The sequence below is a fragment of the Marinobacterium stanieri genome, assembly GCF_900155945.1.
Lineage (GTDB): Bacteria > Pseudomonadota > Gammaproteobacteria > Pseudomonadales > Balneatricaceae > Marinobacterium > Marinobacterium stanieri.
On sequence record NZ_FTMN01000011.1, the window covers coordinates 134,023 to 148,932 of the forward strand.

At 57.5% G+C, this 14,910-nt stretch carries 15 protein-coding genes and 1 riboswitch; of the genes, 7 read left to right on the plus strand and 8 right to left on the minus strand.

From position 1 onward, the window contains the following. Nucleotides 1-13: 13 nt before the first annotated feature. Genes tenA through thiD form a run of 6 tightly spaced genes read right to left on the minus strand, consistent with a single transcriptional unit; the run spans nt 14 to nt 4,666 of the window. Complete coding sequence (gene tenA, locus BW956_RS19760) at nt 14-688, minus strand: thiaminase II (protein WP_083703165.1); 675 nt, start codon at nt 686-688, stop codon at nt 14-16. Then, a complete protein-coding gene (locus BW956_RS19765; protein ID WP_076465652.1) occupies nt 675-1,391 on the minus strand; it encodes a TenA family protein in 717 nt (238 codons plus the stop codon). Before BW956_RS19765 ends, tenA begins: the two co-directional genes overlap by 14 nt. 13 nt (nt 1,392-1,404) lie before the next feature. Beyond that, nucleotides 1,405-2,337: an ABC transporter substrate-binding protein gene (locus tag BW956_RS19770; protein ID WP_076465655.1), complete on the minus strand. Its 933-nt coding sequence runs from the start codon at nt 2,335-2,337 to the stop codon at nt 1,405-1,407. Further along, nucleotides 2,334-3,104, minus strand: a complete 771-nt coding sequence (locus tag BW956_RS19775) for an ABC transporter permease (RefSeq protein WP_010324506.1) — start codon at nt 3,102-3,104, stop codon at nt 2,334-2,336. Before BW956_RS19775 ends, BW956_RS19770 begins: the two co-directional genes overlap by 4 nt. Beyond that, the gene (locus BW956_RS19780) at nt 3,104-3,841 is read right to left on the minus strand and encodes an ABC transporter ATP-binding protein (RefSeq protein WP_076465658.1); all 738 of its coding nucleotides are present in this window, start codon (nt 3,839-3,841) and stop codon (nt 3,104-3,106) included. The genes BW956_RS19775 and BW956_RS19780 overlap by 1 nt, the downstream gene beginning before the upstream one ends. Before the next feature lie 3 nt (nt 3,842-3,844). Then, a complete protein-coding gene (thiD, locus tag BW956_RS19785) occupies nt 3,845-4,666 on the minus strand; it encodes a bifunctional hydroxymethylpyrimidine kinase/phosphomethylpyrimidine kinase (RefSeq protein ID WP_076465661.1) in 822 nt (273 codons plus the stop codon). A 57-nt stretch (nt 4,667-4,723) separates the two neighbouring features. Next, nucleotides 4,724-4,821, minus strand: a riboswitch (TPP riboswitch). A 95-nt stretch (nt 4,822-4,916) separates the two neighbouring features. Between thiD and BW956_RS19790 the strand changes: the two genes are divergently transcribed. The 4 genes from BW956_RS19790 to BW956_RS19805 all read left to right on the plus strand — a co-directional run bounded on the left by BW956_RS19790 (nt 4,917) and on the right by BW956_RS19805 (nt 8,439). Further along, nucleotides 4,917-5,108: a zinc ribbon domain-containing protein gene (locus BW956_RS19790; protein ID WP_076465664.1), complete on the plus strand. Its 192-nt coding sequence runs from the start codon at nt 4,917-4,919 to the stop codon at nt 5,106-5,108. A 5-nt stretch (nt 5,109-5,113) separates the two neighbouring features. Then, nucleotides 5,114-6,013, plus strand: a complete 900-nt coding sequence (locus BW956_RS19795; RefSeq protein WP_076465667.1) for a CHAD domain-containing protein — start codon at nt 5,114-5,116, stop codon at nt 6,011-6,013. A gap of 97 nt (nt 6,014-6,110) precedes the next feature. Further along, entirely contained in the window at nt 6,111-7,739 is a 1,629-nt protein-coding gene (locus BW956_RS19800; RefSeq protein ID WP_076465670.1) for a methyl-accepting chemotaxis protein, read from the plus strand. Between the two features lie 58 nt (nt 7,740-7,797). Beyond that, on the plus strand, nt 7,798-8,439 hold the full coding sequence (locus tag BW956_RS19805) for an MBL fold metallo-hydrolase (RefSeq protein WP_076465673.1): 642 nt from the start codon (nt 7,798-7,800) through the stop codon (nt 8,437-8,439). Here BW956_RS19805 and BW956_RS19810 read toward each other — a convergent pair. Together BW956_RS19810 and pfkA are read right to left on the minus strand one after the other, a co-directional pair. Then, complete coding sequence (locus tag BW956_RS19810; protein ID WP_076465676.1) at nt 8,436-9,047, minus strand: DUF502 domain-containing protein; 612 nt, start codon at nt 9,045-9,047, stop codon at nt 8,436-8,438. The genes BW956_RS19805 and BW956_RS19810 overlap by 4 nt on opposite strands. A 23-nt stretch (nt 9,048-9,070) precedes the next feature. After that, nucleotides 9,071-10,075: a 6-phosphofructokinase gene (gene pfkA / locus BW956_RS19815; RefSeq protein WP_010324514.1), complete on the minus strand. Its 1,005-nt coding sequence runs from the start codon at nt 10,073-10,075 to the stop codon at nt 9,071-9,073. 218 nt (nt 10,076-10,293) lie between these two features. Between pfkA and BW956_RS19820 the strand changes: the two genes are divergently transcribed. The 3 genes from BW956_RS19820 (at nt 10,294) to BW956_RS19830 (ending at nt 14,395) form a co-directional block, all read left to right on the plus strand. After that, on the plus strand, nt 10,294-11,274 hold the full coding sequence (locus tag BW956_RS19820) for a TAXI family TRAP transporter solute-binding subunit (RefSeq protein ID WP_139327239.1): 981 nt from the start codon (nt 10,294-10,296) through the stop codon (nt 11,272-11,274). A gap of 70 nt (nt 11,275-11,344) precedes the next feature. Continuing rightward, nucleotides 11,345-13,945, plus strand: coding sequence for a TRAP transporter permease (locus BW956_RS19825; RefSeq protein WP_076465681.1), 2,601 nt, complete (start codon nt 11,345-11,347; stop codon nt 13,943-13,945). Nucleotides 13,946-13,954: 9 nt separating this feature from the next. After that, complete coding sequence (locus tag BW956_RS19830) at nt 13,955-14,395, plus strand: universal stress protein (protein ID WP_076465684.1); 441 nt, start codon at nt 13,955-13,957, stop codon at nt 14,393-14,395. The last annotated feature ends 515 nt before the right edge of the window (nt 14,396-14,910 follow it).

The following is a 14,910-nucleotide window of genomic DNA, read 5'->3' on the forward strand; positions in this document are numbered from 1 at the left end:
TTTATTGTAATAATCAGTCGGCCAGATCCAGGCCCATCTGCCAGAAGCTGACTTCCATGCGGGTGGCAGTACTAAAGCGTTTTTCCAGGGCGGCAATGCGATCTGCCGGCAGCTGCTGTCCAAGCTTGTCCAGCAGTTCGCGTTCGGTGTTGGCGGCCTGTTGGTACTCTTCGCTCAGGTACATCTCGATCCAGGCGTTGTAGGGATTGCCTTCGCGAACGGTATCCGGCTGTGCGGCCAGCCAGTTGGCAATTTCGGCATAACCCAGGATGCAGGGCGCCAGTGCTACATGCAGATCGAGCAGGTCACCGGCAAAACCGGCATCCAGTACATAGCGGGTGTAGGCCACGGTGGCCGAGGCTTCGGGCAGGGCACGCAGCTGGGCTTCATCGACTCCCCAGTCACGGCAATAATCCACGTGTAGACCGATTTCGATATCCAGCATGGCGTTGAGGCCCGCCTGGGCGTAGCGCATGCTGTCCAGGTCTTCGCTCTTGAATACGGCAAGGCCCCAGGCGCGGCTGAACTGGATCAGAAACAGGTAGTCCTGCTTCAGGTAGTGCTGGAAACATTCCTTGGGCAAGGTGCCTTGGCCCAGCTGGCGTACAAAGTCATGCTCGATGTAGGCGTTCCAGTCGTCGGCACACTGGGCTTTCAGGTGTTCGTACAGAGACTTATTTGCAGACACGCGGCACCTCCTGCTCGGTTACGGATGTGGGGTCGAGGCTGGCGCTGAAGAATTGATGTTCCAGCACGCACATGCGTTTAAACAGCTCGGCCAGTTGTTCCAGGCGGGTTTCATCCTGGCCGGTAAAGCTGTCGACCTGGCCACGCAACCAGGCGACAAACTGCTCGAACTCCGGCAGCACATGAATATCGATCCATTCCTGCAGGTAGAAGCGGCTGCCACGTGGCTTTTCGGCCTGCGCCTGTGACCAGCTCAGGTAGGACCACTCGGCAACACAGAGGCAGATGATCGCCTCTTCGTAGCGGTGTTCGGAGGCCTGCATCGTGTCGATGATGGCCTGACTGACCGGATGCAGCTGCGGATTCAGGTAGTCGGCCTCACCCAGCCCCAAAGCCTCGAAGGAACGCAGGAAGTAGGTGTTCTCGTCACTGGTCAGGGCGGCAAGAAAGCCGGCCAGCACGGTTTTGGGGGGCATCGTCGGAGCGTTGGCAATCGTACGGGCCACCAGGTTCACCAGCGTCTCGATGAAGGCATAGTCCTGCACCAGGTAGCGGGCATAGGTAGCGTCATCCAGGCGGTCATCACCCAGCGCTTGTGTAAACGGGTGGCTCACGGCCAGTTCCCAGTCTACCTGGGCGAACCCTTTCAGCTGTTCACTGAGTGGCAGCTGAGGGTGTTGTTGGCGGTAGTTGGCAAAGGTCATCTTGCTGCAATCCTTATGGCACGATGGCGTAGTCAGCTACGGGCGGGTTGGTTTTGGTCAGTCCCTGTTCCTGCATGAAGGCACCGACACGCTGGTAGCGGGCTTCATCCAGTGCGGCGGGGCGCAGGGCAAAGCGGCTCAGGGTGTCGGCCCAGGCGCGGCGGTTCAGCTCGGTATTCAACTCATCCGGCTTGTAGCTGACGAAGTCGTTCCAGGCGTCATCCGGGTGGTTGACCAGATACTGAGTCGCTTTTTCAACGGCTTTAATCAGGCGGGCATGACGGTCGTCACCGCGCGTTTCGTTGTTGACCACCAGTACCAGCTCGTCATAGGCCGGTACGCCTTCTTCTTCGATATAGAAGGCACGGCCCGGATGGCCTTCAATATCCATCTGGTTCAGTTCGAAATTACGGTAGGCACCGATCACTGCATCCACCTGACCGCTGATCAGGGAGGGCGATAGCGACCAGTTCACGTTGACCATCTCGATGTCATCCAGCGTCAGACCATGCGGCTTGAGCATGGCGCGCATCAGGGCTTCTTCGTAACCGCCTACTGAGTAGCCAACCTTGCGGTCTTTAAGGTCCACCAGCGTTTTCACCGGACCCTCTTCCAGCACCACCAGTGAATTCAGCGGCGTAGCGACCAGCGTGCCGATACGGGTCAGTGGCAGGCCCTGGTCGATCATGACATGCAGCTGCGGCTGGTAGGTGATCGCCATGTCGGCCTTGCCGGCTGCAACCAGTTTGGGTGGCATGGACGGGTCAGCCGGCTCAACCAGATTGACCTCCAGCCCCTGCTCAGCGAAGTAGCCTTTCTGTTGCGCGACAATCAGCGGGCCGTGGTCCGGATTGATAAACCAGTCGAGCAGCAGCTCAACCTTATCGGCAGCCAGTGCCTGAGCGGACAGCAGGCAGCTGCACAGCAATGTGGTCAGTCGTTTCATAGGGAATCACCTCGGGTTGCCGACGACGTGGATTCGCTCAGCCAGGGCGTGAGCCGTCGTGCGATCAGGTTGACGAAGAAATAGAGGCCCAGCGCCATCACGGCCAGGACCATTAATGCAGCAAACATCAGGTCGACCTGCATGCGTGCATTGGCATTGAGCATCAGGTAGCCCAGTCCGGTGGAGGACCCCACCCACTCGCCGACGACCGCACCTATGGGTGCTACGGATGCGGCCACACGCAGCCCGGAGCCAAAGGCTGGCAGGGCGGCAGGCAAGCGAATTTGCAGGAGTTGGGCGCGGCGGTTGGCACCCAGAGTTCGGGCCAGCTGCAGGTAGCCGGTCGGGGTCTGGCGCAAACCATCGAAACAGGCTGCCGTGACCGGGAAGTAGATAATCAGCGTCGCCATGGCGACCTTGGAAGCCATGCCGTAGCCGAGCCAGAGCATAAGCACCGGTGCCAGGGCAAATACCGGTATGGCCTGGCTGACTACCAGTACCGGCAGCAGCCAGCGTCTGAGCCCACCCCAGGTCACTAGTGACAGCGCACTGGCCAAGCCTAATAAAGTGCCCAGCAGCAGGCCGAGCAGAATTTCCATCAGGGTCACGCCCGCATGTTTCATCAACAGCGGGAACTGGTTGACCAGTGTTTCCAGTACCAGCAGCGGGCCGGGCAGGATAAAACGAGGCGCACCCGTCAGCCAGACAATGGCCTGCCAGATCAGCATCAGCCCAAGCGCGATAATCAGGGGGCGCAGTAGCGTCATCATGCGCGCTCCTCTGCCAGCAGCCCGAGCAGTTGAGCCTGCTGTTGCAACAGCTCGGTGTCATCAATCGGACGTGGTGCGGTGCCTGCAGGTGTAATCGGATCAGACAGTTGCGCGGGGCTGCCCTGCAGTACCAGAACACGGTCGGACAGGCGCAGCGCTTCCAGAGGATCATGGGTGATCATCAGCACGGTGCGATCACCCAGCAGCTCTGCGGCCAGGTTCTGCAGTTTGAGGCGGTTGATCGCATCCAGCGCCGAAAAGGGCTCGTCCATGCACACCAGTGGCTGGTCCTGAAACAGGGTACGAGCCAGGGCAACACGCTGGCGCTGTCCGCCGGACAGCTGCGCGGGCAGGGCAGAGGCGCGCTCCCCCAGTCCAACCTGTTGCAGCAGGTACTGGGCCAGCTCCTGCTGTTGGGCCGAGGGGGTGCGGCGCTGTTGAAGTCGAGCACCCAGCAGCACGTTATCGGTCAGGCTGAGCCAGGGCAGCAGCAGATCCTGCTGTGCCATCCAGGCTACGCGTCCGGCCAATGGCTGACCATCGCTGCAGTGGATCTGCCCCTGAATGTCAGCCTCATCAGCAATGCCGCACAGCAGCTGGACCAGAGAGCTTTTGCCCACGCCGGACTGACCCAGAATACTGGTCCATTGCCCGTCGGGCAGGTCCAGATTCAGGTGGCTGAAGACGCAGTGATGCTGCCAGTGCAGGCTGGCCTGTTCAACGCGGATATCCACGCCTTACCACCAGGCGTGGAAATGATGAGTGGGACCATGGCCGGACCCGACCTGCAGGCGATCAGCAGCTTCGATGGCTGCCGTGATATAGGCCTTGGCTTCAGTGACTGCATCGGTGACATTCAGCCCCCTGGCCAGGCCGGCGGCAATGGCCGATGACAGGGTACAGCCAGTGCCGTGGGTATTGGCGGTGGCGATACGCTTGGCCGGCAGCCACTGGGCTTTCTCGGCACTGAACAGCAGGTCCGCACTCTCAGCGCTGCTGGATTCGGCCAGGTGGCCACCCTTGACCAGTACCGCCTTGGGTCCCAGATCCAGCAACTGCTGTGCCTGAACTCGCATCTGTTCGGCATCAGTGGCTTCATCTGAATCCAGAAGCACGGCCGCTTCCGGCAGGTTGGGCGTAATCAGGGTAGCCAGCGGCAGCAGCTCCCGGCGCAGGGCATCGACTGACTCGTCAGCCAGCAGCTTGTCGCCACTTTTCGCGACCATCACCGGGTCCAGCACGATATTGCCGAGCTCGCGTTCGCGCAGAATCGAGGCAATCGTGGTGATGGTTTCGGGGCGGCTGAGCATGCCGATTTTGATGGCATCGATACGGATGTCATCCAGCACTGTGTTGAGCTGGTCGGCAATAAAATCAGCCGGAACATCATGGATGGCACGGACTTCGCGAGTGTTCTGCGCGGTCAAGGCGGCGATAACGGAGGTGCCAAATACCCCCAGGGCAGAAAAGGTTTTGAGGTCGGCCTGAATACCGGCACCACCACCACTGTCAGAGCCAGCGATCGTGAGTGCAATGGGCGTGGATGTCTGTGTTGTCATGCGGTAGCTCCTGTACGGGAGAAAACCGCACCGACCATGCGTACGCATGGAGTGATAGTAACGGTCATCTCGATTTCCTACGCCGGTACCAACCGGATCAGGTTCAGCGGGTTTCATCTCAGCCCGTCTACATGCGGGCACCCCGACCAAGAATGAAGCCTTAGTTTAGGCACTTGGGGGCGGACTGTCTATGCTGTAACCAGAGCCTGCTTACATACCGGCAGGTGGACCAGAAGAGGGAGGGTAACCCATGAACCCTTTGGAAGTGGTGGAGCTGATGTGCCCCTGGTGTAGTGAGCCGATCAGTCTGACAGTGGATGTGACTGAATCGGAACAGGACTATAGCGAAGACTGTGGCGTCTGCTGCAGTCCGATTGCGGTGCATGTTGATGTGGGCGATGAAGGCGCGCCACAAGTGCGAGTGGAGCGAGAAGGAGGTTAGTGAGTATGCCGGCTACCCTGGGTAAGAGTTCCCAGCGCCCCCTGCAGGCCGACACCACCGGTGATGAAGTTCAGCGCAGCGTGATGGACTTGCTGTCACAGACACGTCAGCGCATTGAGCACGGCTTTCAACTGGGCAGTGCTGAACAGGATGAAGTGGTGCATCAAACACGTGTCGATATGAAGCGTCTGAGGGCGCTTTGGTACCTGGTTCGACCCGGTCTGAACAAGGCATCCGTCAAGAAACTGCACTCATCAGCACGGGATGTGGCGGGAGCTCTGTCAGGTCAGCGCGACCATGCGGTTATGCTGGAAACTCTGGACAGCCTTGATATCGAGCTGCCCGAGGCAGGCTACCGGGATATGGTGGCGATGCTCGGCGAGCAGTTTCAACCTTCGGATAACAGGGCCGTACCTCTGGATGAAGCGTTGGCGCTGCTGGATCAGCTCCAGACAGAAGTAGAGTCGGTCGATTGGCCGCTGCTCAAACGCGATCACCTGCTGCAGGGATTAATACGTACGGGTGTCAAAGGTGAGGACCTGGGCAGGCTGGCGCTGCAGCAGTCCGATGTGGAGGCTCTGCATCGCTGGCGCAAATGGGTGAAGGCCTGGATGTATCAGCTTAACTGGTTACAACCTGAGGTGGACAAGCGCTGGATGCTGCGACTCAAACCGCTGGGAAGTGCGTTGGGGCGCATTCATGACCTGGATGTTCTGGTTGATGCGTTACGGCCGCTGGAGGCTCAGGTGCCGCAGGCCCTGTCCCGGGCCATCATTGAAGAGCGCGAAGCTCTGCTGGAGCAGGTGAGCGCGGATGCGCAGCAAGTCTATGCAAAACGCGCCCGCCGACGGGCACACAAGGTGTTCCGGCGCTGGCACAAGGCGAGTTCAAATATTAGTCAATAATGATATAACCCTCTAATTGAAAAGGTCTTTTACCTGTCATTGACTGTGCTAATCTGTAGCGAATTCCTGACTTTATTAACTAACTTGAGTAGCCCCCATGATTCTGCGTAATCTAACTGTTCGTACCAAGCTGTGGCTGCTGGTCCTGATTGCAAGCCTGATGCTGGTGGTGTTGTCGACCCTTTCTCTGCTCGATATGCGCGACTCCCTTGTACAGGAGCGTAAAGATCAGCTGCATGCGTTATTGGACAGTACCGAGGGGTTGCTGAAGGCTCAGCAATCACGTGTCCAGGCAGGTGAAGTCACACTGGCGCAGGCGCAGGACGCTGCACGCCAGATGCTGGAAAGCATGCGCTACAACGACGATGACTACTTCTTTGTGCTTGATGGTGACGCCCGAGTGATGGCGCACGGGACCAACCCGGACCTTGTCGGGCAGTCTCTGAGAAGTCGCACCACCGATGATGGCCAGGCAATCTTTGCCGATATGGCCGGTTTGCTGGGCAGTGGCAGGGATGTGGCGGAAATCGAGTACAAATGGCCGAATCCTGCCAGTGGCAAGGCTGAAACCAAGATTACGCTGGCCAAGCCGTTTGAAGCCTGGGGCTGGGTTGTGGGCACCGGTGTTTATGTAACCGACCTGGATGAGGCCTTTAATGAAGATCTGATCTTCATGGTGGCGGTGCTGGCGGGTGCACTGGTGGTATTGGCCGGTTTGGCTATTCCGCTGAGCCGTTCCATTACCGGACCGCTGGAACACATCTCGGATGTGATGAAGCAGGTAGCCGCAGGAGACTTGCGCGTTCGTACGGACCTGAACAGCCGTGATGAGCTGGGCAAGGTCGGACGACGCATCGATGAAACTCTCGGCACTTTCCAGGATCTGGTTCATCAGATTGCCAGTTCTGCCAGCCAGGTATCTTCCAGCGCTGAAGGCCTGGCGCGCAGTGCTGAAGAAACCAGCTCAGCCTTGGATGCCCAGGCGCAGGAAGCCGAGTTGCTGTCCACGGCGATGAACGAGATGGCGGCCAGTGTGCATGAGGTGGCGCGCAGTGCCAGCGATACCTCGGCCGCTATTGAGATGGCGGATCATGAAGCCGATGAGGGTAACCACGATGTGGACGATACCGTTAATCGCATTCAGGCGCTGGCGCAGGAAGTGGAGCAGGCCGCTGAAGTGATCCAGGCCCTGGAAGGCGACACGGTTCAGATCGGCCAGGTGCTGGAAGAGATCCAGGCGATTTCCGAGCAAACCAACCTGTTGGCGCTGAACGCTGCTATTGAAGCCGCCCGTGCCGGTGAGTCCGGTCGAGGTTTTGCCGTGGTGGCAGATGAGGTACGTCAGCTGGCTCAGCGAACCCAGGGGTCGACTGAAGAGATTCGTAGCATGAATGACCGCCTGCGCGGTGCTGCCCAGAAGGCGGTTGAGGTGATGGGACGTTCCCGTCAGCGTGCGGATGACAGCGTTCAGACGGCGGCGCATGCAGGTCAGGAGCTTGTCCGCATTGTTGAACAGATGGCGCGTATCCGTGACATGGGGGTGCAGGTAGCCGCGGCAGCCGAAGAGCAGAGTCAGGTCTCCGAGGAGATGAACTCCAACCTGTTACGTATTACCCAGGCATCGGAAAGCACCGTGATGGCTGCCAATTCGGTCGCGTCCAGTGGCGAAGAGCTGCAGCAACTTTCCCTGGCATTGCAAGAGCAGATCAACCGCTTCAAAACCTGACTTTTGGTCATCGGGGTCGATATACTGATGCGAACGTTTTCAAACCGGTCGGAGCAGCATGAAATATCGCATTATTCCCGTGACCCCGTTTCAGCAGAACTGCACGCTGCTGTGGTGTGAGCAGACCAAGGCGGCCGCAGTGGTCGACCCGGGCGGTGACCTGGATCGGATCAAGGCGGCTGTTGCTGAGGAAGGCGTCAAGCTGGAGAAAATCCTGCTGACCCACGCACACATCGACCATGCCGGCGGCACGGCGGCCTTGTCACAGGAGCTGGGCCTTAAAATTGAAGGGCCGGGCAAGGATGACGAATTCTGGATTGAAGGGCTGCCCCAGCAGAGCCGGATGTTCGGTTTTCCAGCCGTAGACGTGTTCAGCCCGGACCGCTGGCTGGATGATGGTGACCAGGTCAGCTTTGGCGAGGTCACGCTTGATGTCGTACATTGCCCGGGCCACACACCTGGTCATGTGATTTTCTATCATCAGCCAACTGCGCTGGCGCTGGTAGGGGATGTGCTCTTCCAGGGCTCGATCGGGCGTACTGACTTCCCGCGTGGCGATCACGACACGCTGATTCGGTCTATCAAGGAAAAGCTGCTGCCGTTAGGGGATGAGATCGACTTCATCCCCGGACACGGCCCCATGTCCACCTTTGGCCATGAGCGCCAAACCAACCCGTTTATTGCCGGCCGCTTCGGTTAAGCACCGCCTTGTTCCTTATGGGTAGAGACGCCACCACTGACAATAAAGGTGGTGACGTCGCCTGCCGGCTGATCAAGCGGCGTCACGCGCGCGCGGGGCACAATGATCAGGTTGCCGGCAAAGTTGTAGGATTGCGGCAGATAAACAGCCACATCATCCTGTAATCCCCAATTGGACATGTCCTCTGCGGTTATAAACCCGGCCACTCTGACACCCGACTCCTCGTTCAGGCACACCAGGGCCGGCTTATCAAAACGCTTGTCCTCGCCCAGAAATGCCTGGAACAGGTCGCGCATGGCGTTGTAGAGCAGCTTGACCAGAGGAATACGTTTCATTAACTGTTCAAAGCGGTTAAACAGGAAGCGGCCCAGGAAGTTGCTGGCCAGAGCGCCTGTCAGTGTTATCAGCAGCAGGGTGGAAGCGATGGCCAAAAGCGTAGTGGCCCAGCCCGGTTGCAGTCCCGGCATCAGCTGCTGAAACATTTGGCCCAACGCTGAAAACAGGGTGTTGTTCAGCGCCATGAAAATGGCGTAAACCAGATAAATGGTTACCACGGCCGGCAGTAAAACCAGCAGACCTTTGAAAAACAGTCGAATCAGGGCGTTCATGGGGGCTCCTTGGTGGGGGCTGCTTACTTGTGCAACAACAGCGCAAGCTCAAACAGGTGTGGATCGAGCCCCTTACGGTAGCGAATAACGCTGTCCAGCGGTACTTCCACGATGCCGCCTGCGTCTACGCCCACCATAATGTCGCTGTAGCCTGCCAGCAGGTAACTCACTGCCATGGCCCCCAGGCTGGATGCCAGCACCCGATCATGGCCACTGGGCTGCCCGCCCCGCTGAATGTGGCCAAGGATACAGACGCGAGGGTCTTCGCCCTGCTGCCGCAGTTGTTCCGCCAGGCGGTAGGTCAGGCCCGGATCACGGCCCTCGGCCACTACGATAATCCCGCTGGAGCCCTTGCCACTGCGGCGGCTTTCGCTGAGCTGTTGCCCCAGCTGCTCAATATGAACCTCATACTCGGGCACCACGACCATTTCAGCACCGGCAGCAATACCCACATGAGTGGCGAGAAAGCCTGAGTTGCGGCCCATGACTTCGACCAGGAAGTGGCGCTCATGGGAGGAAGCGGTATCACGGATCTTATCGATGGCATCCAGCGCGGTATTGACGGCAGTATCAAAGCCAATGGTGTCATCAGTACCGAAAATATCGTTATCGATAGTGCCGGGGAGACCTACAACGGCAAGGTCACTTTCCTCTGCCAGACAATGCGCCCCGGTGAGGGAGCCATCCCCGCCAATCACAACCAGTCCCTGAATGCCCTTATCTTTCAATATCTGCACGGCGGTACGGCGATTTTCCGGCTGTTTGAACGCTTCGCAGCGATCACTTTTCAGGATCGTACCTCCGCGCTGAACGATATTGCGTACCGAAGACGAAGTCATCAGTCGCAGGTCGCCTGCCAGCAGGCCGCTGTAACCTTTTTGTATGCCATAGACACTGATGCCCTGGTTCAGGGCGGCGCGGACTACGCCGCGAACGGCCGGGTTCATGCCGGGGGAATCGCCACCGCTGGTCAGTACAGCAATGGCATCAAAATCTCGCAAAGGCTCCAGTTCGGGCAATGTATACATGTTGGCTCCTGTGATGGCGGCACAAATCCACTATAGCGAAGGGGGGAGAGTGCGCACAGAGAGATTTCCTGAATATGTTAAGTAAAACAACTAAAACAGTAAAAAGTTCTGTGAAATCTTGAAGATGGAGCAAGCCTGACTAATACTCAGATTCTGAAGCCGGTTTCTGGCAATCGTGTGACAGGAACCATCCCGATCCGAAACAGGAGAGTTCGATTATGGCACTGAAGAAAACGCTGATCTCGGCAGCAATGACTGCGGCTGTAGCTATGGGTGGTGCAGCTGCACCGACAGTCGCAAGTGCGGAGAGCTTCATCACCATCGGTACCGGCGGGGTAACCGGTGTGTACTACCCGACCGGCGGTGCAATCTGCCGACTGGTTAACAAGGACCGCTCCGAGCACGGTATTCGTTGTTCCGTTGAAAGTACCGGTGGTTCTGTTTACAACCTGAATACCATTCGTGCAGGCGAGCTGGATATTGGTGTTGCCCAGTCTGACTGGCAGTACCATGCCTATAACGGTACGTCCAAGTTCGAAGACCAGGGTGCCAACCCTGAGCTGCGTTCCCTGTTCTCCATGCATGCCGAGCCGTTCACCGTGGTGGCCCGTGCCGATGCAGGTATCAAGAACTACAACGATCTGAAAGGCAAGCGCGTCAACATTGGTAACCCGGGCTCTGGCCAGCGCGGCACCATGGAAGTGCTGATGAACGCCAAGGGCTGGACTGCCGATGATTTTGCACTGGCGTCCGAGCTGAAAGCATCCGAGCAGGCCAGCGCACTCTGCGATAACAAGATCGACGCCATGGTTTACGTGGTGGGTCACCCCAGTGGTGCCATCAAGGAAGCGACCACTTCCTGTGACAGCAACCTGGTTGAAGTCAACGATGCCACCATTGATATGCTGGTAGGTGAAAACAGCTACTACCGTAAGGCAACCGTGCCGGGCGGCATGTACCGTGGCAACCCGGATGACGTGACCACCTTCGGTGTTGGCGCGACTATTGTCAGCTCCACCGCAGTGCCTGACGAAGTTGCCTACAACGTGGTGAAAGCGGTATTCGAAAACTTCGATACTTTCCGCAAACTGCACCCTGCGTTTGCTAACCTGAAGAAAGAAGAGATGGTCAGCGATGCGCTGACAGCGCCTCTGCACCCGGGTGCAGAGAAGTACTACAAAGAAGCCGGCCTGCTGTAAGCGGCTGACTGACAAGGGGGCGCATTCCGTGCCCCCTTTCTGTTTATCTCACGGATAGAAGGTGTTCGCTGTGTCTCAGCAAGATCAAGTCAAGACATCGAACGATGACATTCAGGAACTGGTTGCCCAGTCTGACAGCGGTGCCCGCAGCCCTCGAGGGTTTGCCGGACAACTGCTGTGGGGTGTCGCTCTGGCATGGGCCCTGTTTCAGCTCTGGTACGCCTCCCCTTTGCCTTTCCTGTTTGATTTTGGCGTGATCAATGATTCCAAGGCGCGTGCCATTCACCTGGCGTTTGCCATTTTTCTGGCCTATACCGCCTATCCCGCACTGAAGCGCTCGCCTCGCTTCTATGTGCCCATTCAGGACTGGGTCTTTGCCTTTGCAGGGGCGTTCTCTGCGGCTTACCTGGTACTTTTTGAAAGTGAATTGGCCGGCCGTTCCGGCGCGCCAATTACCATGGATATAGTGGTGGCTGTGGCAGGCATGATCCTGTTGCTTGAAGCTACCCGCCGCGCACTGGGGCCACCCTTGATGGTGGTAGCGGCTGTCTTCCTGACCTATACCTTCGCCGGCCCCTACATGCCCGACGTGATCGCCCACAAGGGCGCAAGCCTGAACAAGGCCATGTCGCATCAGTGGTTGACCACTGAAGGTGTGTTTGGTGTGGCTCTTGGTGTTTCCACCAGTTTTGTATTCCTGTTCGTACTCTTCGGCGCCTTGCTGGAAAAGGCGGGTGCGGGCAACTATTTCACCAAGGTGTCCTTCTCGTTGTTGGGGCATATGCGCGGCGGTCCGGCGAAAGCGGCTGTTGTATCTTCTGGCCTTAGTGGCCTGATCTCCGGTTCCTCTATTGCGAATGTGGTAACCACCGGTACGTTTACAATTCCATTGATGAAGCGCGTCGGTTTCCCGGGTTATAAAGCCGGCGCGGTTGAAGTGGCAGCTTCCACCAATGGTCAGCTTACACCGCCCATTATGGGCGCGGCGGCCTTCCTGATGGTGGAGTACGTTGGTATTTCCTATATAGAAGTGATTCAGCACGCGATTCTGCCGGCGCTGATCTCTTACATCGCCCTTATCTACATCGTGCACCTGGAAGCAATGAAAGCAGGCATGATGGGCCTGCCCAAGAACCCGGATTCACGCACTCTGGCGCAGAAGCTGGCGACCTGGCTTGGCATTGTGGTCGGTATCTGTGTGCTGTCATTGGGCTTGTATCACGGTTTCGGCTGGACCAAGGCCTACATCGGCAGTGCCAGCTACTGGATCATGGCGGTGATCGTCTTTATTGCCTATCTCTGGCTGGTGCGTTTTGCCGCGCGCTTCCCTGATCTGCACATGGACGACCCGAACTCCGAGGTGGTGGCGCTTCCGGAAACGGGGCCAACCGTCAAATCCGGTCTCTACTTCCTGCTGCCCGTATTTGTACTGGTCTGGTGTCTGACGGTTGAGCGTTTCTCACCGGGGCTGTCCGCGTTCTGGGCAACCGTATTCATGATTGCGATCGTGCTGACACACAAACCGCTCAAGGCTGCCTTCCGTGCTGAAGGCGGGTTCGCCGAAGGCGTGCGTGAAGGCTGGACCGACCTGCTGGATGGTTTGGTGACCGGTTCACGGAACATGATCGGTATCGGTGTGGCAACAGCCGCCGCCGGTATTGTGGTGGGTACGGTAACCCTTACCGGTATTGGTCTGGTAATGACCGAGTTTGTGGAGTTCATCTCCGCCGGTAACATCATGCTGATGCTGCTGTTTACCGCAGCGATCAGCCTGTTGCTTGGTATGGGCCTGCCCACCACTGCGAACTACATCGTTGTTTCCACCCTGATGGCCCCGGTTATTGTCACCCTGGGGGCAGAGCAGGGGCTGATTGTGCCGTTGATTGCGGTGCACTTGTTCGTGTTCTACTTCGGTATTCTCGCGGATGATACGCCACCGGTGGGGCTGGCGGCTTTTGCCGCTGCGGCAATTGCCAAGTCTGACCCCATCCGCACCGGTGTGCAGGGCTTTACCTATGACATCCGCACCGCTGTATTGCCCTTCATGTTTATTTTCAATACCGAGCTGCTGCTGATCGGCATCGAAAGTATTCCACACCTGCTTATTACGGTGGGGGCTGCTGTCATTGCCATGCTGATCTTTGCCGCTGCGACTCAGGGCTTTTGGCTGGTACGCAGTCGCTGGTACGAAACCCTGGGGCTGCTGTTGATCGCCTTTACCCTGTTCCGTCCGGGCTTCTGGTGGGACGAGATCTATCCGCCGGTAAGCATCGAGTCCCCGACACAAATCGAAGCCCTGGCTGCTGAAGTACCGCCTGGCGGTAACCTGATGCTGCAGGCAGAAGGCATGACCATTGATGGTGATCAGGTCAGCAAGTTGGTTAAGCTGCCATTGGAAGGTGAGGGCAGTGGCGCCGAGCGCCTGTCGAATGCGGGTCTGATGCTGAACATGTCGGACGATAAAGTCGTCGTTGATATGGTCGGCTTTGGCAGCCCGGCACAGGAAGCAGGTCTGGATTTCGATTGGGAAATCCAGGGTATTCAGGTGGAAAATGAACGCCCGGACAAACAGTGGATGATGCTGCCTGCACTGGCGTTGCTGGCGGGGCTGGCAATGTTGCAGCTTCAGCGTCGTCGTAAACAGGCCTCGGCCGAGAACGCTGCAGCCTAGGAGGCATATATGTTCAACAAAGTGCTATTGCCTGTTGATATGCAGGACAGCAAGACGGCTCGACGCTCGCTGGAAGCGGCAGGCCAGTACCTGGAAAACGACAGTGCCGAGCTGCACGTCATGGCAGTACTGCCAGGCCTGAGTATGCCGGTAGTGGCTGCCTACTTCCCTGATGACGCTGTTGAGAAGGCGATGAAGGCATTGAAGCAGGAAGTAGCCGATCTGATTGAGGCTGTGATGCCGGGGCGCAAGCATTGCTTCGTCCATATAGCAGAAGGCAGTGCTGCACGTGAGATTGTTGCTCTGGCCGAAAAGCAAAAGGTCGATCTGATCCTGATGCCCAGTCATAACTACTCGCGGGTGGAGAACCTGCTGATCGGTTCAGTGACATCCAAGGTGGTTGAGCGGGCACATTGCTCGGTAATGGTGTTACGAAATCTCACCAGCTAACCAGCTAGTTGAGCCGTTCATCACAAAGGGCACCAGAGGGTGCCCTTTGTCGTTTCTGTTCTACTCTATCTATATGTACAGGCTGAGACCGTTTGAGCGGGGCTTGTGATAGGCATTTTGAATGCCCTTTCATCTTTTTGAAATTATTTTACACAAAACAGTTGACGCCCCATCTCATGTCTGTAGAATTCGCCTCCTCGCTTGAGGCGACAGGGTTCACGCAACACTGAACGGCTTAGGAGAGAAGGAGATAAGCTCTTGAAATCATTTAGATTTCTGATGTAGGATTTGCCTCCTTGGTTGCAACCGCTTCGTTGTTTGAGTGCTTCGGCACTGAAACAAAAAAACGAAAAAAACGGTTGACACCGAATGAGGATGCGGTAAGATACGCGCCTCGCTTGAGACAACAGGTTCTGCCGAACGGCAGGTTGCTCAAGCCCGCTCTTTAACAAATTGATCAGGTAATATGTGTGGGCGCTTGTCAGGATTGAGCACACAAAGCTTAATCAAGGCAA

Excerpts from the sequence above, each read along its gene's own strand:
- BW956_RS19810 (WP_076465676.1), bottom strand. The coding sequence starts at position 9,047 with ATGAACGCCCTGATTCGACTGTTTTTCAAAGGTCTGCTGGTTTTACTG.
- BW956_RS19800 (WP_076465670.1), top strand. The coding sequence starts at position 6,111 with ATGATTCTGCGTAATCTAACTGTTCGTACCAAGCTGTGGCTGCTGGTC.
- BW956_RS19775 (WP_010324506.1), bottom strand. The coding sequence starts at position 3,104 with ATGACGCTACTGCGCCCCCTGATTATCGCGCTTGGGCTGATGCTGATC.
- BW956_RS19795 (WP_076465667.1), top strand. The coding sequence starts at position 5,114 with ATGCCGGCTACCCTGGGTAAGAGTTCCCAGCGCCCCCTGCAGGCCGAC.
- BW956_RS19770 (WP_076465655.1), bottom strand. The coding sequence starts at position 2,337 with ATGAAACGACTGACCACATTGCTGTGCAGCTGCCTGCTGTCCGCTCAG.
- BW956_RS19805 (WP_076465673.1), top strand. The coding sequence starts at position 7,798 with ATGAAATATCGCATTATTCCCGTGACCCCGTTTCAGCAGAACTGCACG.
- pfkA (WP_010324514.1), bottom strand. The coding sequence starts at position 10,075 with ATGTATACATTGCCCGAACTGGAGCCTTTGCGAGATTTTGATGCCATT.
- BW956_RS19765 (WP_076465652.1), bottom strand. The coding sequence starts at position 1,391 with ATGACCTTTGCCAACTACCGCCAACAACACCCTCAGCTGCCACTCAGT.
- BW956_RS19790 (WP_076465664.1), top strand. The coding sequence starts at position 4,917 with ATGAACCCTTTGGAAGTGGTGGAGCTGATGTGCCCCTGGTGTAGTGAG.
- thiD (WP_076465661.1), bottom strand. The coding sequence starts at position 4,666 with ATGACAACACAGACATCCACGCCCATTGCACTCACGATCGCTGGCTCT.
- BW956_RS19820 (WP_139327239.1), top strand. The coding sequence starts at position 10,294 with ATGGCACTGAAGAAAACGCTGATCTCGGCAGCAATGACTGCGGCTGTA.
- BW956_RS19830 (WP_076465684.1), top strand. The coding sequence starts at position 13,955 with ATGTTCAACAAAGTGCTATTGCCTGTTGATATGCAGGACAGCAAGACG.